Annotated in this window: 20 protein-coding genes; 11 read left to right on the top strand and 9 right to left on the bottom strand. The window is 65.5% G+C overall.

Annotated elements, in window-relative coordinates:
- Nucleotides 1-128: 128 nt before the first annotated feature.
- Nucleotides 129-878, top strand: a complete 750-nt coding sequence (locus ACVW17_RS13180; RefSeq protein ID WP_456752291.1) for a serine O-acetyltransferase — start codon at nt 129-131, stop codon at nt 876-878.
- A gap of 116 nt (nt 879-994) precedes the next feature.
- On the opposite strand, the gene ACVW17_RS13185 is transcribed toward ACVW17_RS13180, so the two are convergent.
- Entirely contained in the window at nt 995-2,068 is a 1,074-nt protein-coding gene (locus tag ACVW17_RS13185; protein WP_456752292.1) for a tartrate dehydrogenase, read from the bottom strand.
- 20 nt (nt 2,069-2,088) lie between these two features.
- Nucleotides 2,089-3,399 (bottom strand): MFS transporter, encoded by a 1,311-nt coding sequence (locus tag ACVW17_RS13190; protein ID WP_456797187.1) that lies wholly within the window; start codon nt 3,397-3,399, stop codon nt 2,089-2,091.
- A gap of 276 nt (nt 3,400-3,675) precedes the next feature.
- Here ACVW17_RS13190 and ACVW17_RS13195 point away from each other — a divergent pair, with 276 nt between their 5' ends.
- Nucleotides 3,676-4,593: a LysR family transcriptional regulator gene (locus ACVW17_RS13195; RefSeq protein ID WP_456752293.1), complete on the top strand. Its 918-nt coding sequence runs from the start codon at nt 3,676-3,678 to the stop codon at nt 4,591-4,593.
- A gap of 263 nt (nt 4,594-4,856) precedes the next feature.
- On the opposite strand, the gene ACVW17_RS13200 is transcribed toward ACVW17_RS13195, so the two are convergent.
- Entirely contained in the window at nt 4,857-6,314 is a 1,458-nt protein-coding gene (locus ACVW17_RS13200) for a leucine-rich repeat domain-containing protein (protein WP_456797188.1), read from the bottom strand.
- 1,106 nt (nt 6,315-7,420) lie between these two features.
- On the opposite strand from ACVW17_RS13200, the gene ACVW17_RS13205 reads away from it, so the two are divergent.
- The 8 genes from ACVW17_RS13205 (at nt 7,421) to ACVW17_RS13240 (ending at nt 14,137) form a co-directional block, all read left to right on the top strand.
- Complete coding sequence (locus ACVW17_RS13205; protein WP_456752295.1) at nt 7,421-8,176, top strand: metal ABC transporter ATP-binding protein; 756 nt, start codon at nt 7,421-7,423, stop codon at nt 8,174-8,176.
- Nucleotides 8,177-8,181: 5 nt separating this feature from the next.
- Nucleotides 8,182-9,051 carry a metal ABC transporter permease gene (locus ACVW17_RS13210; RefSeq protein WP_456756414.1) on the top strand — a complete coding sequence of 290 codons (870 nt, stop codon included), beginning with the start codon at nt 8,182-8,184 and terminating at the stop codon, nt 9,049-9,051.
- 5 nt (nt 9,052-9,056) lie between these two features.
- Nucleotides 9,057-9,929, top strand: a complete 873-nt coding sequence (locus tag ACVW17_RS13215) for a metal ABC transporter solute-binding protein, Zn/Mn family (protein WP_456752296.1) — start codon at nt 9,057-9,059, stop codon at nt 9,927-9,929.
- Nucleotides 9,930-10,037: 108 nt separating this feature from the next.
- A complete protein-coding gene (locus ACVW17_RS13220) occupies nt 10,038-11,093 on the top strand; it encodes a CobW family GTP-binding protein (RefSeq protein ID WP_456752297.1) in 1,056 nt (351 codons plus the stop codon).
- Nucleotides 11,093-12,112 carry a WD40 repeat domain-containing protein gene (locus tag ACVW17_RS13225; RefSeq protein WP_456752298.1) on the top strand — a complete coding sequence of 340 codons (1,020 nt, stop codon included), beginning with the start codon at nt 11,093-11,095 and terminating at the stop codon, nt 12,110-12,112. Before ACVW17_RS13220 ends, ACVW17_RS13225 begins: the two co-directional genes overlap by 1 nt.
- Before the next feature lie 38 nt (nt 12,113-12,150).
- Nucleotides 12,151-12,867 (top strand): MgtC/SapB family protein, encoded by a 717-nt coding sequence (locus tag ACVW17_RS13230; protein ID WP_456752299.1) that lies wholly within the window; start codon nt 12,151-12,153, stop codon nt 12,865-12,867.
- Nucleotides 12,868-12,942: 75 nt separating this feature from the next.
- Nucleotides 12,943-13,275, top strand: a complete 333-nt coding sequence (locus tag ACVW17_RS13235) for a hypothetical protein (protein WP_456752300.1) — start codon at nt 12,943-12,945, stop codon at nt 13,273-13,275.
- 121 nt (nt 13,276-13,396) lie between these two features.
- Entirely contained in the window at nt 13,397-14,137 is a 741-nt protein-coding gene (locus ACVW17_RS13240) for an acetoacetate decarboxylase (protein ID WP_456797189.1), read from the top strand.
- 67 nt (nt 14,138-14,204) lie between these two features.
- Here ACVW17_RS13240 and ACVW17_RS13245 read toward each other — a convergent pair whose 3' ends face one another.
- From ACVW17_RS13245 to ACVW17_RS13265, 5 genes are all read right to left on the bottom strand, one after another.
- Entirely contained in the window at nt 14,205-15,647 is a 1,443-nt protein-coding gene (locus tag ACVW17_RS13245; protein ID WP_456752302.1) for a homospermidine synthase, read from the bottom strand.
- 38 nt (nt 15,648-15,685) lie between these two features.
- On the bottom strand, nt 15,686-16,075 hold the full coding sequence (locus ACVW17_RS13250; protein ID WP_456752303.1) for a RidA family protein: 390 nt from the start codon (nt 16,073-16,075) through the stop codon (nt 15,686-15,688).
- A 119-nt stretch (nt 16,076-16,194) separates the two neighbouring features.
- Entirely contained in the window at nt 16,195-16,362 is a 168-nt protein-coding gene (locus tag ACVW17_RS13255; protein WP_456752304.1) for a hypothetical protein, read from the bottom strand.
- 9 nt (nt 16,363-16,371) lie between these two features.
- On the bottom strand, nt 16,372-16,974 hold the full coding sequence (locus tag ACVW17_RS13260; protein ID WP_456752305.1) for a GNAT family N-acetyltransferase: 603 nt from the start codon (nt 16,972-16,974) through the stop codon (nt 16,372-16,374).
- 127 nt (nt 16,975-17,101) lie between these two features.
- Entirely contained in the window at nt 17,102-18,244 is a 1,143-nt protein-coding gene (locus ACVW17_RS13265) for a type III PLP-dependent enzyme (RefSeq protein WP_456752306.1), read from the bottom strand.
- On the opposite strand from ACVW17_RS13265, the gene ACVW17_RS13270 reads away from it, so the two are divergent.
- The gene (locus ACVW17_RS13270) at nt 18,243-18,431 is read left to right on the top strand and encodes a hypothetical protein (protein WP_212012021.1); all 189 of its coding nucleotides are present in this window, start codon (nt 18,243-18,245) and stop codon (nt 18,429-18,431) included. The two genes, ACVW17_RS13265 and ACVW17_RS13270, sit on opposite strands and share 2 nt — an antisense overlap.
- Nucleotides 18,432-18,907: 476 nt before the next feature.
- Here the strand turns inward: ACVW17_RS13270 and ACVW17_RS13275 are convergent, their stop codons facing one another.
- Complete coding sequence (locus ACVW17_RS13275) at nt 18,908-19,168, bottom strand: hypothetical protein (RefSeq protein WP_456752307.1); 261 nt, start codon at nt 19,166-19,168, stop codon at nt 18,908-18,910.
- Between the last annotated feature and the right edge of the window lie 71 nt (nt 19,169-19,239).

Below are 19,239 nucleotides of genomic sequence, written 5' to 3' on the forward strand. Positions count from 1 at the left end.
CAGGCGATGTGCCCCCATAGAACCTGATGGCCCTGAGCCGCCCGTTTGCGATGAGCAAGCGGGCGGTTTGCATTTTGGCCCGGTGATGCCCACTATCGTTTGACTGCGCGCGACGAGGCGAAGCTGCGATGGCGAGTTCTGACGATCTCTGGTCCGCGATCCGGCGCGAAGCGCAGGCGGCTGTCGTCGCCGATCGCTTTCTTGAGGCCTCGGCCGCCTTCATCCTCGATCAGGGCGAGCTCAGTGGCGCGCTGGCTTTCCTGATCGGCCGGCGCATCGGCCGCGAGGATGGCGACCGCGCCCAATTCGTGCGGACGGCGCGCGAGGCGTTCGCAGACGAGCCTGCGCTGGTCGATGCCGCAGCCGTCGATCTCACGGCGATCGTGCGCCGTGACCCGGCGATCACGGGCTTGCTATTGCCGTTCCTCAACTTCAAGGGCTACGCCGCGCTGCAAGCCTGGCGGGTGTCGAACTGGCTGTGGCGTCAGGACCGCCCGGATCTCGCGCTGCTGATGCACAGCGCGACGGCGGATCAGTTGCAGATCAGCATACACCCGTCGGCTCAAATCGGAACCGCTGTTTTCCTCGATCACGGCACCGGCATCATCGTCGGCGCGCTGGCTACCGTCGGCGACGAGGTCACGATTTTGCAAAACGTCACCATCGCGCGGCATCAGGATGACCCGCGCCACGCACCGAAGATCGGCCATGGCGTGCTGCTCGCCGCCGGCGCCACCGTGATCGGACATCTCTCGATCGGCGACTTCGCCAGGATCGGCGCCGGCGCGCTGGTCACGTCAGACGTGCCCGCCGGCTGCACCGCCGTCGGCGTGCCGGCGCGGCTGACCAATTGCGCCGAGGCGGGGGTGTCATCGTGAGGTGAGTATCCCGACGGTTGTGAGGTGAGCACTCTCTCAGCCTCCCTCTCCCCTTGCGGAAGAGGGTGGGGAGACTAGCGTGCTCTCCTTACTGCACAGGGCAACGCGAACCTGTCTCACACATTCGACCCATGGATCGCGTCGATCACCGCATCGGTGACTTCCCTGGTCGTCGCCTTGCCGCCGACGTCGGGCGTCAGCACGCCGGCCGCGCACACCTTCTCGACGGCCGCCATCAGCCGCGCGGCGGCGTCCTTTTCGCCGAGATGCTCCAGCATCTGCGCAGCCGTCCAGAACGTCGCGACCGGGTTGGCGATGCCCTTGCCGGTGATGTCGAAGGCCGAGCCGTGGATCGGTTCGAACATCGAGGGGAAGCGGCGCTGCGGATCGATGTTGCCGGTCGGTGCGACGCCGAGGCTGCCGGCGAGCGCGCCTGCGAGATCCGACAGGATGTCGGCGTGCAGGTTGGTCGCCACGATGGTGTCGAGGCTCTTCGGATGGAGCGTCATCCGCACCGTCATGGCGTCGACCAGCATCTTGTCCCAGCTGACGTCGGGGAAGTCCTTCGCCACCTCGGCGGCGATCTCGTCCCACATCACCATGCCGTGGCGCTGCGCATTCGACTTGGTCACCACGGTGAGCAGTTTGCGCGGCCGCGACTGCGCCAGCTGGAACGCGTAGCGCATGATCCGCGTCACGCCGACCCGGGTGAACACGGCGACTTCCGTGCCGACCTCTTCCGGCAGGCCCTTGTGCGCGCGGCCGCCCATCCCGGCGTATTCGCCCTCGGAATTCTCGCGCACGATCACCCAGTCGAGATCGCCGACGCCGACATTGCGCAGCGGCGAGGCGACGCCGGGCAGGATCTTGGTCGGCCGCACATTGGCGTATTGGTCAAAACCCTGACAGATCGGCAGCCGCAGGCCCCACAGCGTGATGTGGTCGGGCACGTCGGGCGCGCCGACCGCGCCGAAATAGATCGCGTCGAACGTCTTGAGGTCGGCAAGGCCGTCGGCCGGCATCATCACGCCGTGCTTCTTGTAATAGTCCGAGCCCCAGTCGAAGGTCTTGACGTTGAAGCTGATGTCGCCCGAGCGCTTGGCCAGCGCCTCCAGCACGCGGACTCCGGCGGAGATCACTTCGGGGCCGATGCCGTCGGCGGGAATGGCTGCGATGGAATGGGTACGCATGGGTTTCTCCGGATGGATTGTTAGCGGGTTCGCACAGGATTGGGTTCGGGACTGGCCGCCGGCCCGCTCTGCGCGCGCGCCAGCAGCAGCGTGAGCACGGCCGACAGCACCAGCAGGCCGGCGACGAAATACAGACCGCCGTCGAAGCTGCCGGTGCGGTCCTTGATCCAGCCGATCATCGCAGGCCCGACGAAGCCGCCGAGATTGCCGATCGAGTTGATGGTGGCGATCCCGGCCGCGGCGGCCGAGCCCGACAGGAACATGGTCGGCATGCTCCACAGCGGCGGCTTCGACGAGGAGATGCCGATATTGACCAGCGTCAGCGCCGCGATCACCGCGGCAAGCCCGGTCCATAGTCCTGCAAGCGCGAGCCCCGCCGCTGCCGTCAGGCAGGCCAGCACCACGTGCCAGGTGCGCTCGCCGCTGCGGTCGGAGTGCCGCGCCCACAGCACCATCGCGATCACGGCGACCGTCGCCGGCACCGCGTTGAGGAAGCCGACCTGCAGCGACGACAGGCCGAACGCCTTGATGATCTGCGGCGCCCACACGCCGAGTGTGTAGAGCCCGGCCGAGGTGCCGAAATAGACCAGCGCCAGCGCCAGCACCCGCGGGTCGGCAAGCCCGCGCCAGATGCTGTGGCTCGCGGTCGTGGCCTTGCCGTCAGTCTCCGCCTTCATGGTCCTGACCAGCCAGGCGCGTTCGTCATCGGCGAGCCATCTGGCCTGCTCCGGCCGGTCGGTGAGGAAGCCGAGCACGACGAAGCCGAGCAGCACGGCGGGCACCGCCTCCAGCACGAACAGCCACTGCCAGCCCTTGAAGCCGAGCAGTCCGTCCATCTCCAAGAGCGCGCCGGACAGCGGCGAGCCGAGCAGGGTCGAGAGCGGCGCCGCGGCCATGAACAGCGCGGTGACGGCGGCGCGCTGCCGCGCCGGAAACCAGTAGGAGAGATAGAGGATGATGCCGGGGAAGAAGCCGGCCTCCGCAGCGCCGAGCAGGAAGCGCAGCACGTAGAAGCTGGTCGCGCCCTGCACCAGCGCCATCGCCGCCGAGACCAGGCCCCAGGTGATCATCACCCGGGCGATCCAGATCCGCGCGCCGATCTTGTGCAGGATGATGTTGGAAGGCACCTCGAACAAGAAGTAGCCCCAGAAGAAGATACCGGCGCCGAAGCCATAGACCGTCGGCGACAGGCCGATGTCCTTGTTCATGGTCAGCGAGGCGAAGCCGATATTGACGCGGTCGATGAAGGCCACGAAGTACAGCAGCATGATGAACGGCACGATGCGCAGGGTGACCTTGCGCAACACGCGCGTGCCAAGCTCGCTTTCCATGGGCTTCCTCGGGGGTTCGTGTTGTTTGTTGGGACGGCGCATTCCGCCGCGCCACCGGGAAGCCTAGAGGGGCGGGCCCTTCCGGTTCAATCTGCGCCGGTTTATACAAAAAAATGATATAATCGCCCCCGTCATTGCGAGCCACCCGGTCGGCGCGAAGCGCCGCCGGATGACAGGCTCCGCGAAGCAATCCATTGTCACCGCAGATGCGGAACGATGGATTGCTTCGTCGCTTCGCTCCTCGCAATGACGGCGGGTGTGCGGGAGGAGTCCGTCTTGGAACTGCACCAGCTTCGCTGCTTCGTGGCGGCTGCCGAGGAACTGCATTTCGGCCGCGCGGCGCAGCGGCTGCAGATGATGCCGTCGGCGCTCGGCCGCCACATCAAGCTGCTGGAAGAGGATCTCGGGGTGCGGCTGTTCGCGCGCACGACGCGCGCGGTGTCGCTGACCGAGGATGGCGCCACTTTGCTGCGCGAGGGCCGCGCGCTGCTCGGGCGCGCCGAGGCGATCGAGGACGGCTTTCGCCGCCGGCTGCGCAAGCCGCAGGCGCGGCGCTTCCGGATCGGCGCGATCGACAGCGCCGCGGCCGGCCTGCTGCCGCCGCTGCTGCGCGATCTCCGCGCGGCCCATCCCGACGTTGCCGTGCAGTTGCTCGAGGAGAAGACCATCCGGCTGCTGCCCAAGCTGTTGTCGGGTGCGCTCGATCTCGCCTTCGTGCGCCCGCCGGAGCGGCCCGACCGCCGTATCGAGTTCGTCCCGCTGCTGCAGGAGACCGCGGTGGTGGCGTTGTCGCACAAGCATCCTCTGGCGCGTCGCAAGCAGATCGTGCTGCCCGATATCGCCGATCAGCCCCTGATCGTGCCGGAGCGCCGCTCGCGGCCGCACAGCCACGATCTCACGACAAAACTGTTCGACGAGGCGGGGCTGACGCCGCGCATCCAGGAGATCGCCGACGAGAAGCAGACCATCGTCAACATGGTCGCCGCACGGCTCGGCGTCGCCATCGTGCCGCGCTGGACCGCGCGGATGGCGATTCCGGGCGTGCGTTTCGTTCCCCTCAGGCTCAGGCGCGGCAGCCCCGCCGGCCGCCTGCCGCTCGCCGCCGCCTGGCTGAAAGGCTCCCGCGACCCGGTCCGCGACCAGGTGCTCGCGGTGCTGCAGGCGAAGTTGAAGGGTTACGCACGCGAGGCGTGAGCACGTCTCTCCCCGTCGTCATTCCGGGGCGTGCGCAGCACGAGCCCGGAATCCATCGGGCCGCATGCTCCGTTGATGAATGGTTCCGGGCTCTCGCTTCGCGAGCCCTCAGGTGCGCAATTGCGCACCGGGGAATGACGAGGGGATAACGTCGAGCCCTAACGCCGTTCCGCCCGGCTTTCCCATGCCCCGCTCTCCGTAGCCGGCGCTGATCGGACGGCGTCCTACGGCACTCCGGCTGACAGCATGGCACGCCAAGGACGTCAGGATCGCGGGCGGCCGATCAATGCGCTCCAGAATCCGCGCCGGGGCGGTGCTGCGCGGGGGCAAGCCATCGCCTGTAGATGGCGTTTCGTTTCAAAGAAGCAGGTCGTCGGGTTGGCGTCCGCCAGGGCAGCGAGCTCTGCATATCGTTCGCTTGCGCGCGAGGCCGGCGTATCGCGGAAATCCAGCGCTTCGGACGAATAGCGATGGTCCGCCTGATTCTTGCCGATATCGATGATCTGGCTGATATCGGCCACCTGCGAGCCGCGCAGATCGAGCGATCGACATTCATGGGCGCGTTGTATCGGCGTCAGGTCGGATACATCAGTTTCAGCGATGTTCAACGTCTGCAGTGATGACGCAGGCGCGAGCGCCTGCAAGCTCCTGATCCGGGTTTTCGATGCGTTGATGGATTGCAGCTGGGAGAGCGAGCCGGGGTGTCCGAGGTCGGTTACCGCGCTCCCCGCGATGTTCAAATTCCACAACGTCTTGCAATCGTGCAGTGGATCGATCGACGAAACCGCGGTCTCGCCGAGATCGAGGTATCTGATGCCGTCGAGATGCGCGATCGCGGAAATGTCGCTGACCTTGCTGTTCGATATGTTAAGCCGCTCCAGGCCCTTGAACACCCAGAACGAATTCTCCGCACGCTTCATTTGATCGAATTCGCGCTGACATTCGGCGAACGGCCGCAGCGGCGACAGATCGGAAACCTGGGTCTTCGAGACGTCGAGGCTGTTCAGCGAGGGCAGACCGGCCAGTGCCGACACATCGCTAACTTGGGTGCCGCGAAGGTTCAGTTCTTCGAGCGTTGTCAGGCCGGCGAGCGGCGACAGGTCGGTGACCGACGACTCGGTGGCACTCAGGCTGTTCAACCGATGCAGATTTTCAAAGCCTGCCAGCGTGGACAGCCCAGTTCCAAACAGCAGAACGACCTTCAATTCGCGCCATCGCCCGATCACGTCAAAGCGCGCCGACTGCACGCCATTGAGTGATAGAAATTCGAGTCCCTGCAGGGTCGCGAGCGCATCGAGATTGAGCAGGTCGATCCGACCCTGGGTGCACCAGACATGCAAGCGCTTCAGCGGCGCGCAATCGGCCGCGGGCTTCAGATCGATCGCCGACGGTGTAAGGATTTCGAGCACTTGCAGGCCGGTCCAGCCCGACATGAAGTCGAGGCCCGGAAATGGGCATTTCATCGATCCGATCTGCAAGGATTCCAGGTTCGACAGCGGTGCGAGCGGCGAGAAATCAGTGACCCTGCAGCCGTAGATCTCCAGATTGCGCAGCCATGTCAGTGCCGAAATACCGTCGGGAAGCCGTTGGAGGTCAAGGCCGCCGAGCGTCAGACCCTCATCATGTCGTTCGGTGCAGACCGCGACGCGCCGCTCCGCTTCCGACAGCGCAGCTTCAGGGTCGGCTTGCCACAATGCGTAAGTTGTCCATTGGTCCGACATGCCTCGCCCCATCAAATGGCAAGGCGGAAATCATGCCGGGCAGGCGTTAACAAAATAGTGCTTCGATCCGCACGCGCTTTCCTTCCGATTTGCAGAATTTAACTTGACATCGGACCCAACTCAGGTGTTGAATGGGTCCGTCTCACCCGATCGAGGGGCGCTGCGCATCGTCAGGAGTGTTGCGGTGAGATGCGGTGGACGCTGCTTGCGCACTGACGACGTGCACAATGCGGCGGACGGCGAAGTCGTGCAGACCTGACGCCCTAGCGGCAGGTGTCTCCCGCGAGATGCGACAGCGTTTCGCGGCGACGGTGACAAACAAGCCCAGTCTCACCGGGGCGAGCACGTATAAGCCGTAAAACCATCGCGCAGGGAAAGCCGGGATGTTTCCGGTTACACCTGTGGTCCTACCTCCCGCGTTTTTCATTACGCGGGACCCATGGGTGCGATCGGCACCCGGCTTTCCCTGCGCCCTCTGATTTCAGAGCGGCGAAATGACGATCAAAGCTCGGGCAAGACATGTCGCGAGAATGCGAAGCCGCGTCCTCATCCTCAACTGTCATCGCCCGGCTCGCCGCCTCCGCTAAAGCTTCGGCGCGCCACGGACTGCTTGCCTCGTCGAAGCCTTGGCGTAGACGGGACCGGGCGATCCAGTACGCCGCGGCTTCTCGACTCAAGCACAGCCGCCTCTGGAATACTGGATCACCCGCTTTCGCGGGTGATGACACCGCGTTGTGAGGCATCTTGAATCCAGAACTGTCCCCATCGTCGTCCTGGCCTGCGCCGGGACGACTTGGGGAGGGACCGCCATTCAGGCTTTATGGGGCAAATCTCCCCCGGTTCTGCGGATCGGCCATGAGTTCCTCGTCGGTGGACTTGCGTTATGTTATAATATAACAGTCTCCCCATGGCGCAGACGCACACCCACGACCACCACCATCACGGCCACGCACATCCCCACGGGCATGGCCATGGCCCCCACGCGCACCCGGCCCAGACCGCGCACTGGTCGATCCTGCGCATGCCGGTGCCGGCCAGGTTCTCCGCCGCGCTCGCGGTCTCGGCCTGCCTGTGGGCCGTCGTCTGGCTGGCGATGAGGTAAGCCGATGAGCCCGCTTGTCACCTTCCGCGACGTTACCCTCGGCTATGACCGCCACCCGGCGGTGCATCATCTCAATGGTGCGGTCGAGGCCGGTGCGCTGCTTGCCGTGATCGGTCCGAACGGCGCCGGCAAGTCGACGCTGTTGCGCGGCATTGCCGGCGTGCTGAAGCCGCTGTCCGGCGTGATCGATCTCGACGGGCTCGAGCACCGCGACATCGCCTACCTGCCGCAATCCGCCGACATCGACCGAACGTTCCCGATCTCGGTGTTCGATTTCGTCGGCACCGGGCTGTGGCGTTCGACCGGCTTCTTCGGCGGCATCGGCAGGGCCGCGCGCGACAAGATTTTGGCGGCGCTCGCCGCGGTCGGCCTCAACGGGTTCGAGAACCGCCCGATCGGCACGCTGTCGGGCGGCCAGACCCAGCGCATGCTGTTCGCGCGCGTGTTGCTGCAGGATGCCCGCCTGATCGTGCTCGACGAGCCGTTCAACGCCATCGACGCCAAGACCACCGCCGACCTCCTGGCGCTGGTGAAGCGCTGGAACGGCGAGGGCCGTACCGTGCTGGCGGCGCTGCACGACCTCGACATGGTGCGCAACAATTTCCCGGAGACGCTGCTCCTGGCACGCGGCCCGGTGGAATGGGGGCCGACCGCCGAGGCGCTGACCCCTGAGAATCTGACAGTCGCGATGCGGATGTGCGAGGCGTTCGACGACCAGGCCGGCGCCTGCGCCGCCGATCCACGTTCGCGAGCCGCCTGATGCCGATGCTGACCGACGCGCTGATCACGCCCTTCACCGAATTCGAGTTCATGCGCCGCGCGCTCGCGGCCGTGATCGCGCTGTCGCTCGGCGGTGCGCCGATCGGCGTGTTCCTGATGCTGCGGCGGATGAGCCTGGTCGGCGACGCCATGGCGCATGCGATCCTGCCGGGGGCCGCGATCGGCTTCCTGATCTCTGGACTCAATCTGTTCGCGATGACCACCGGTGGCCTGATCGCAGGCTTTGCCGTCGCGCTGCTCGCCGGCCTCGTCGCCCGCACCACGGAGCTCAAGGAGGACGCTTCGCTCGCGACCTTCTACTTGGTCTCGCTTGCGCTCGGCGTCACCATCGTGTCGATCAAGGGCACCAATATCGACCTGCTGCACGTGCTGTTCGGAAATATCCTCGCGATGGACGACCAGACATTGCTGGTGATCGCGTTCAATGCCACCATCACGCTGCTGGTGCTCGCGGTGATCTATCGGCCGCTGGTGATCGAATGCGTCGATCCGGTGTTCCTGCGCACCGTGAGTCGGGCCGGCGCGCCGGCACATCTCGCCTTCCTGGCGCTGGTGGTGGTCAACCTCGTCAACGGCTTCCACGCGCTCGGCACGCTGCTCGGCGTCGGGTTGATGATCCTGCCCGCCGGCATCGCGCGTTTCTGGTCGCGCGATATCACCACCATGATCTGCATCGCGGTGGCGAGCGCGATGCTGTCCGGCTATGCCGGGCTGGTGCTGTCGTACCAGACCCGGATTCCCTCCGGCCCCGCGATCATCCTGGTCGCGGCCGGGCTCTATGTTGTGTCGCTGCTGTTCGGCAATGTCAGCGGCCTGGTGCGGCAGCTGTTCCCCGGCCGCCATCTCGAGGCATGACGACAATGCGGCGGTTGTTTGGATTGATCGGTCTGGCGCTGGTGCTGGCGGGCGGACCGGCGCGCGCCGCCGATCGCATCAATGTGGTGGCGAGCTTCTCGATCCTCGCCGACATGGTGCGCAATGTCGGCGGCAACAGCGTCGACGTGACGGCACTGGTCGGGCCCGATGGCGACGCGCATGTTTACGCGCCGACGCCGGCCGACGCCAAGAAGGTCGCCGATGCCAGGCTGCTGGTCATCAACGGCCTCGGCTTCGAGGGCTGGATGCCGCGGCTGTTGCAGGCCTCCGGCAGCAAGGCGCCGGTCGCGGTCGCGACCAAGAGCATCATGCCCCGGAAGATGGGCGGCCATGACGATCCGCATGCCTGGCAATCGGTGGCCAATGCCAAGATCTATGTCGTCAATATTCGCGACGGCCTGATCGCCGTGGCGCCCGACCAGGCGGCCGCCTTCAAGGCCAATGCCGATGCCTATCTGGCCAAGCTCGAGGCGCTCGACCGCGAGGTGCGTGAGGCGGTGGCCAAAGTGCCGGAGCCGCGGCGCAAGGTGATCTCGACCCACGGCGCATTCGGCTATTTCGCCGACGCCTATGGGATCACGTTCTTCTCGCCGCTCTCGGTCTCCACCGATTCCGAGCCCAGCGCACGCGATATCGCCGCCATCATCGCCCAGATCAAGGTCGCGAAAATTCCGGCAGTTTTTCTCGAAAATATCAGCGATCCCCGCCTGATCGAGCGGATCGCGGCCGAGACCGGCGCCCGGGTCGGCGGGACGCTGTATTCGGACAGTCTGACGGGCGAAAAGGGCGATGCACCCACTTACATTGATATGGTCAGGCACAATATAAAGGCCCTGACCAGCGCGCTCGCCAACTAGGGCAGGGGCCTCCCTGCCGAGTCGAGCGCCGCCTGGCATGATCCGGAAAAGTGGGGTCCGGTTTTCCGATAAGATCATGCTCAAACAAAGAGTTCCTTCGGAGTTGTTATGGCTGAAGCTTCGCAAAAAATTCCAGTGACCGTGCTGACGGGCTATCTCGGCGCCGGCAAGACCACGCTGTTGAACCGCATCCTGTCGGAAAACCACGGCAAGAAATACGCCGTCATCGTCAACGAATTCGGCGAGATCGGCATCGACAACGACCTCATCATCGGCGCCGATGAGGAAGTGTTCGAAATGAACAATGGCTGCGTCTGCTGCACGGTGCGCGGCGACCTCGTCCGCATCATGGACGGGTTGATGAAGCGCAAGGGCAAGTTCGACGCCATCATCGTCGAGACCACCGGCCTTGCCGATCCGGCGCCGGTCGCGCAGACCTTCTTCGTCGACGAGGACGTGCAGAAGAACGCCCGGCTCGACGCCGTGGTGACGGTGGCCGACGCCAAGTGGCTGAGCGACCGCCTCAAGGACGCGCCGGAAGCCAAGAACCAGATCGCGTTCGCCGACGTCATCGTGCTGAACAAGACCGACCTGGTTTCCAAGCCCGAGCTCGCCGAGGTCGAGGCCCGCATCCGCGGCATCAATCCGTACGCCAAGCTGCACCGCACCGAGCGTTGCCAGGTCGGGATCACCGACGTGCTGGAGCGCGGCGCGTTCGACCTCGACCGCATCCTGGAGATCGAGCCCGATTTCCTCGAAGCCGGCGACGATCACGACCATGACCACGATCATCATGACCATGATCACCACCACCATGATCACGACCATGGCCATGGCCATGGCGGGCTGAAGCACTATCACGACGAGGACATGCAATCGCTGTCGCTGCGCTCGGAGAAGCCGCTCGATCCGAACAAGTTCATGCCATGGCTGCAGAACCTCGTCGCCACCGAGGGCCAGAAGATTCTGCGCTCGAAGGGCATTCTCGCCTTCACCGGCGATGACGATCGCTACGTGTTCCAGGGCGTCCATATGATGCTGGAAGGCGATCACCAGCGGAAATGGAAGGACGGCGAGAAGCGCGAAAGCCGGGTCGTGTTCATCGGTCGCGAATTGCCGGAGCAGGCGATCCGCGACGGCTTCGAGCAGTGCATCACCGCGTGATGAAAGAGTTCGATCCGGGCGAGGCCGCTTCCTCCATTGTTTCGATCACCGATCGCGTCAAGCAGCTCGCTCTGGGCGCGGCGGTCGGCTCGGTGCATTTCCTCGGCGATCGCGCGTTCTTCGTCGGCGCGGAGGAGAGCGTCGCGATCGCGACCGCCGCCGGCGAGATCACGCGCACCGAGACGCATTTCGGCGCCATCCTGTGCGCGGCCTCCGACGGCAAGCGGCTCGTCACCGGCGGCGATGACGGCAAGCTGATCGCAATCGACGCCAAGGGCGAGACCGCAACGATTGCGACCGACGCCAAGCGGCGCTGGATCGACAATGTCGCGCTGCACAGCGACGGCACGGTGGCGTGGTCGGCGGGCAAGACCGCGTTCGTGCGCAATCCCAAGGGCGAGGAGAAAACCTTCGAGGTGCCGTCGACCGTCGGCGGGCTGGCGTTCGCGCCGAAGGGCCTGCGGCTTGCGATCGCGCATTACAACGGCGTGACGTTGTGGTTTCCCAACATGGCGGCCAATCCGGAATTCCTGGAATGGGCCGGCTCGCATCTCGCGGTCACCTTCAGCCCCGACAACAAGTTCCTGGTCACGGCGATGCACGAGGCTGCGATGCACGGTTGGCGGCTCGCGGATAACCGGCACATGCGGATGAGCGGCTATCCCGGCCGGGTGCGCTCGATGTCGTGGAGCGTCGGCGGCAAGGGGCTCGCGACCTCGGGCGCCGATACCGTGATCGTCTGGCCGTTCACCAGCAAGGACGGCCCGATGGGCAAGGAGCCGGCGATGCTGGCGCCGATGCCGGCGCGGGTCGCGGTGGTCGCCTGCCATCCGAAGAACGACATCATGGCGGTCGGCTATGCCGACGGCACCGTGCTGATGGTCCGCCTCGAGGACGGCGCCGAGATCCTGGTGCGCCGGAATACCGGCGCGGCGGTGTCGGCGCTCGGATGGAATGCCAAGGGCACGCTGCTCGCCTTCGGCACGGAAGATGGTGACGCGGGCATCCTGGAAATGTAAGAGATCGCTGCATCCGAAGCTCGCGCCGGGGCAGCGCCATGCGATTCCTGACGACATTCCAGCTCGCAGACTTCCTCGACACGCTGGTCAGCCTGACCTCAGCCTTCGTGCTCGGCACCCTGATCGGCGCCGAGCGGCAGTACCGGCAGCGTACCGCGGGGCTGCGCACCAATGTGCTGGTCGCGGTCGGGGCGGCCGCCTTCGTCGATCTCGCGATGCATCTCGCCGGTGCCGACGGCGCGGTGCGGGTGATCGCCTATGTGGTGTCGGGGATCGGCTTCCTCGGCGCCGGCGTCATCATGAAGCAGGGCATGGACGTGCGCGGTCTCAACACCGCGGCGACGCTGTGGGCCTCGGCCGCGGTCGGCTCCTGCGCCGGCGCCGATCTGGTGGCGCAGGCGGCGGCGCTGACCGTGTTCGTGATCGCCGGCAACACGCTGCTGCGTCCCTTGGTCAACGCCATCAATCGAATCCCGCTCAACGAGAAGGCGCTGGAGGCGACCTACTACTTCAAGCTCGCGGTCACTTCCGACGCGCTGCCCGACATGCGCGATCGCCTGGTCGAGAAGCTCGAGGCCGCGAATTATCCGGTCGCCGATGTCAACGTGGTCGAGGCCGGCGACGACTTCCTCGAGATCGTGGCGGAGCTGGTCTCCACCGCGGTCGAACCCAACGAGCTCAATGCCGTGGTGGTCGACCTGCAGCATCTGCCCGGCGTGCGCCACGCGACCTGGGAGATCAGCACCACCGATTGAGTTCCGGGCGGCGGCGCGCAGGAACCATGCGTCGGCCGGATCGTTGACCCCGCTGACATGATGCGGGTGAACGGGATGGCTGCTGATCGGCGCAAACTGCGGAAAGACGTGCTGATCGCCTCGACATTGGTCGCGGCGGGCGTCGCGATTGCGGCGCTGTCGCTGCACGCGATCAACGCCGCTCCGCCGCAGGAGATGGCGCAGGCGACCCAGCCGCTGCAGACGACGCCGACGCCAGAGCCGCAGAAGACGACCGCTCCGGCCGAGTCGAAGCCCGGTGGCGAGCGGCCGACCACCCCGGCGCCGCAGCCGGCCCGCCCCGACGACGAGGCGCAGAAGGCCGGCGCCAAGCCGGTGCTGCCGCCGGCGCCCGCCGAGAAGACCGCGCCGCCGATCGAGAAGAAATAGCCGCGCCGCTGCCTCTAGCGTGTGACGCGCATTTGACTGATGCTGCCGATTATACGGTCTCGCCTCCGTCGGCCCCGCCCGCCATAATCCGTCGTCTTGCCAACGACAGATGGGGCCTTCCATGAAGATCGAAGACGTCCGGCGCACCGCCTATTCGATGCCGCTCACCAACCCGTCATTTCCGCCGGGGCCGTACCGGTTCTTCGACCGCGAATATTTCATCATCACCTACAAGACCGACCCGGAGGCGCTGGCGGCCGTGGTGCCGGAGCCGCTCGAGGTTGCCGAGCCCGTGGTGAAGTACGAGTTCATCCGCATGCCGGACTCGACCGGCTTCGGCGACTATACCGAGACCGGGCAGGTGATCCCGGTGCGCTTCAAGGGCGAGCTCGGCGCCTATACCCATGCGATGTATCTCGACGACGAGGCCCCGATCGCCGGCGGCCGCGAGCTGTGGGGATTTCCGAAGAAGCTGGCGCGGCCCAAGATCGCGGTCGAGAGCGACGTCCTGGTCGGCTCGCTGCATTACGGCTCGGTGCTCTGCGCTTCCGCCACCATGGGCTACAAGTACCGCAAGGTCGATCACGACACGGTGCTGAATGCGATGAAGGCGCCGAACTTCATTTTGAAGATCATCCCGCATGTCGACGGCAGCCCGCGGATCTGCGAGCTGGTGCGCTTTCAGCTCGGCGACATCGTGCTGAAGGAGGCCTGGACCGGTCCCGCCGCGCTCGGCCTGTTTCCGCACGCGCTGTGCGACGTCGCACGCCTGCCGGTGCGCGAGGTGGTGTCGGCGCTGCATTACAAGGCGGACCTGACGCTCGGCCTCGGCTCGGTGGCGTTCGACTACATGGCGAGGTGAGCGGCGCCAGATGGCAAAATGCCCGGCGCGAGGCCGGGCATTTCCGTCTCCAGCTGTGGCGCGCTTATTAGCGCACCAGGATATTCTTGAACTGCCAGGGATCGCTGGTGTCGATATCTTCCGGAAACAGTCCCGGACGATCCGTCAGCGGGGTCCAGTCGGTGTAGAAACCCTTCACCGGGCCCAGATACGGCAGCTGGATCTCCAGCAGGCGATCGAAATCCATTTCGTCGGCCTCGACGATGCCCTCGTTCGGATTCTCCAGCGCCCACACCATGCCGGCGAGCACGGCGGAGGTCACCTGCAGGCCGGTGGCGTTCTGGTAGGGCGCGAGGGCGCGGGTCTCTTCGATCGAGAGCTGCGAGCCGTACCAGTAGGCATTGTTGTCGTGGCCGAACAGCAGCACGCCGAGTTCGTCGATGCCGTCGACGATCTCGTTCTCGTCGAGGATGTGGTGCTTCTCCTGCATCTTCGCGGCGCGGCCGAACATTTCGTGCAGCGACAGCACGGCGTCGTCGGCCGGATGATAGGCGTAATGGCAGGTCGGCCGGTAGATCGCCTTGCCTGATGCGTCACGCACCGTGAAGTAGTCCGAGATCGAGATCGACTCGTTGTGGGTGACGAGGAAGCCGTACTGCGCGCCGCGGGTCGGGCACCAGGTGCGCACGCGCGTGTTGGCGCCGGGTTGCATCAGATAGATCGCCGCGCCGCAGCCGGCCTCGTGGGTCCGCGCATTCTCGGGCATCCATTTCTCATGGGTACCCCAGCCGAGTTCGGACGGCTGCACGCCTTCCGACAGGAAGCCTTCCACCGACCAGGTGTTGACGAAGACATCCGGCTCCTTCGGCGTCTTGGAGCGCTGGGTGTCGCGCTCGGCGATGTGAATGCCCTTGATGCCGGCCTGCCGCATCAGGTCGGCCCATTCGGCCTTGGTCTTCGGCCGGGGAGCATTGAGCTTCAGATCGGCGGCGACATTGAGCAGCGCCTGCTTGACGAAGAACGACACCATGCCGGGATTGGCGCCGCAGCAGGACACCGCCGTGGTCGAACCCGCCGGGCGCGCCTTCTTGGCGGCCAGCGTCACTTCGCGCAGCGCGTAGTTGGAGCGCGCTTCCGGGCCCTTTGAGGAATCAAAGTAGAAGCCGAGCCAGGGCTCGTTGACGGTGTCGATATAGAGCGCGCCGAGCTCGTTGCAGAGCTCCATGATGTCGGTCGAGCCGGTGTCGACCGAGAGATTGACGCAAAAACCCTGGCCGCCGCCTTCGGTGAGCAGCGGCGTCAGCAACTCGCGATAATTGTCCTTGGTCACGGCCTTCTGGATGAACTTGACGTTCTGCTTCTCGCAATGCGCCTTGCGGCCCTCGTCCTTGGGGTCGATCACGGTGACCCGCGACTTGTCGTAATCGAGATGCCGCTCGATCATCGGCAGCGTGCCTTTGCCGATCGAGCCGAAGCCGATCATGACAATGGGGCCGGTGATTTTCGCGTAGATCTGCGAGGAGGGGCTCATCATTTTCTCCAGGAGCGCCGAGCGGCGGGTAGAGTGGATCAGGGGTTGCGTCGCTTTGCGGTGACTTCGATCTCGACCTTCATCTCGGGCTTCAAGAGTCCCGCGACGATCAGCATCGTTGCGGCCGGGCGGATGTCGCCGAGGACTTCGCCGCAGACCGCGAAATGAGCGTCCGCATCGTTGACGTCGGTGAGGTAGTAGGTCGCACGCACGATGTCGGCCATCGCGAAGCCGCCCTCCTTGAGGGCGGCTTCGATGGTCTTGAAGCAGTTCCGTGACTGGCTCGTGACATCTGCCGGCATGGTCATCGTGGTGTAGTCGTAGCCGGTGGTTCCGGCGACGAAGGCGAAGTCGCCGTCGATCACGGCGCGGCTGTAGCCGGCGGTCTTTTCGAACGGCGAGCCGGTGGAAATCAGGCGGCGGGGCATGCTGGACCTCGACGGAAAAATGGCTTTGCGCGGGGTTTACGGGCATTCTTGCCGCCCGCGCAACCCCTTGGATTCGAACCTAGGATTCGGCGCTTGGATTTCGGCCCTGCGGCCGGTGGTTAGTGGGACTGCTGCGTGGCGTCCGGCGGCGATGGCGGTGCGCCGGTCCAGCGCCTGATCAGGATGTCCCTGACGATCATGACCGAGATCAGGATCAGCATCACGGTGGTGACGAGGCCGCGCCAACGCGGGCGCGCGCCGTCGATTGCGGGAAGGTTCTCTGTCATGGCGCCCGCCTACGCCGCGTGCGGCACGGCAAGCGGTGCCTTGCGGGTCCGAGATGCCTTCTTGGGCAGCGGCGCGCCGGTCGGCGTGATCATGCCCCAGGCGCCGTCCAGCGCCCCCTCGACCAGCTCGAGGCCGAGCAGCCGCTCGCGCTCGAACGCGCCGGGCAGCGACAATTCGCCGGTCCCGGCGGCGGTGAAGCCGTAGCGGGCGTAGTAGGGCGCATCGCCGAGCAGGATCACGGCGCCATGGCCGCGGGCCTTCGCTATGGCCAGCGCGCGCTGCATCAGCGCTGCGCCGACGCCGAGGCCGCGGCAGTCGTCATCGACGGCCAGCGGCCCCAGCATCAGCGCGCTGCGGCCCCCCGCGCTGACGTGCCACAGCCGCACGGTTCCAACCAGCCGGCCGTCCTGGCGCACGGCCGCAAGGCTCAGGCCTTGGGCGGGCGCGCGTCCGTCGCGCAGGCGCTGGCAGGTGCGCGTATGGCGTTTGTCGCCAAAGCAGGCATCCAGCAGCGCTTCGCGCGCGACGACGTCCGAAGCCCGCTCCGCACGGATCGCGAACGGAGCGGCATTTCGGATGAGGGCAACGGGGGTGTTCCGTTTAGCAGTCATGGCACGTCAGTCCTCGCTCGCAACGGCCGGTCGTACGCCGCGGCAAGCGTCGTTCGAAAATTCAAAAATGGTTCGGCGAGGAGCCGGCGGAGCCGGCTCCCGGTTCAGGCCTCGAATAAGAGGCGGGTCAGATGTGGTAGGTTCGGAGCGGCGGAATGCCGTTGAAGGCCACCGACGAGTAGGTCGACGTATAGGCGCCGGTGCCTTCGATCAGCAGCTTGTCGCCGATCTCGAGCGTCACCGGGAGCGGATACGGCAGCTTCTCGTACAGCACGTCGGCAGAGTCGCAGGTCGGGCCCGCGAGCACGCACGGCGTCATGTCGGCCCCGTCATGCGGGGTGCGGATGGCGTAGCGGATCGACTCGTCCATCGTCTCGGCGAGCCCGCCGAACTTGCCGATATCGAGATAGACCCAGCGCACCTCGTCCTCGTCGCTCTTCTTCGAGATCAGAACGACTTCGGTCTCGATGATCCCGGCATTGCCGACCATGCCGCGGCCCGGCTCGATGATCGTCTCCGGGATCTGGTTGCCGAAATGCTTGCGCAGCGCGCGGAAGATCGACCGGCCATACTGCACGACCGGCGGAACGTCCTTGAGATACTTGGTCGGGAAGCCACCGCCCATGTTGACCATGGTGAGGTTGATGCCGCGCTCGGCGCAGTCACGGAACACGGTCGACGCCATCGCGAGCGCGCGGTCCCACGCCTTCACCTTGCGCTGCTGCGAGCCGACATGGAACGAAATGCCGCACGGCTCCAACCCGAGGCGCTTGGCGAGGTCGAGCACCTCGACCGCCATCTCCGGGTCGCAGCCGAACTTGCGCGACAGCGGCCACTCGGCGCCGGCGCAATCATAGAGGATGCGGCAGAACACCTTGGCGCCGGGAGCGGCGCGGGCGACCTTCTCGACCTCGGCGGCGCAATCGACTGCGAACAGGCGAATGCCGAGCGCGAAGGCGCGCGCGATGTCGCGCTCCTTCTTGATGGTGTTGCCATAGGAGATGCGGTCCGGCGTCGCACCGGCAGCCAGCGCCATTTCGATCTCCGCAACGGTCGCGGTGTCGAAGCAGGAGCCGAGCGAGGCGAGCAGGGAGAGCACTTCGGGCGCCGGGTTGGCCTTGACCGCGTAGAACACGCGGCTGTCCGGCAGCGCCTTGGCGAAGGTCTGGTAGTTGTCGCGCACGACCTCGAGGTCGACGACGAGGCACGGCTCGGTGTCGAGACCTTCGCTGCGGCGGTTGCGCAGGAATTCCTGGATACGTTCAGTCATGGCACTCTCCAACGGCCCCAGCGACGGGATCCGTATCAACGTGACGTCGGATAAGAGCGCTCCGGCCACATCGCGCGATGGAGGCGCAACGAAGCCGAAAAACTCAAACCAGACTGTGCTGCCGTGGATTGGTTGGGAGAGTTTCCCGCCCGCACACCTGGCAATGAAGGACAAGCCTTTTCAGTAGCCCGCGCCGGCGTTGGAATGCCGGTAGAGACCAAAAAAGCCCGATCCGTCGTTGCTTTAAGTCGCGTCCCCCGTTGAGAGCGGGGTGCGCCGGTTCGCCTCCGGCTGCCAGTCACGGTTGCAAAGAGTGGCGAGACCTTCAACGCGGCATCCCTGGAGAGAGATGCTGGCCGCCTCGTGTCCTCTCGGACGTAAGCGACCCTCGGTTCTTCCACCCCTTGGCGGCTGTCCGGCCTCTTGTCCGGATACCTACCGACTGACACACGACCACAGGCACGTGCGAAATTGGGCAAGGCAGGAAATAAGTCTTTTGACTTCGCGGCGCAAGAATTTTTTTGCGATAGCGGCAAATTTCCCTAACGCGTGCTTGCGATCTCGCGCGCAGCCCGTGTTGAAGATGAACGGCTGTTAAGAATGACTAACGAAGCGTGTGCGTTTTAGCCCTGTGCCGCAGCACTTTCTCGAATCGCACGAGGCTCACGCGCGACGCGTGAACGGCTCGACGCGTTGAGCTGCGCGGATGAAGGCGATCATGATCAGGACGCCGATGCCGAACAGCACGGCCTGCAGGATGTGCGCGGCGACATCGTCGAGCCCGAACAGGATCGCGAGCGCCCAGCCGCCGGCGAACGCCGCGCCGAACACTTCCGCGCCGATCAGGATCGCGGCCGAGATCACGGTGATGACGCTCGGCCAGGCGATGGTGCGATTGCCAGAGGCTGTGGGCTGCATGCTCATGAAATAGGTCCTGTTCAGGGGGCGCAATCTCTCCGAAAAGAGCCCATCTATCAAGCGCAAAAGGCCCAAAA

This window comes from Bradyrhizobium sp. USDA 4473, from assembly GCF_054063335.1.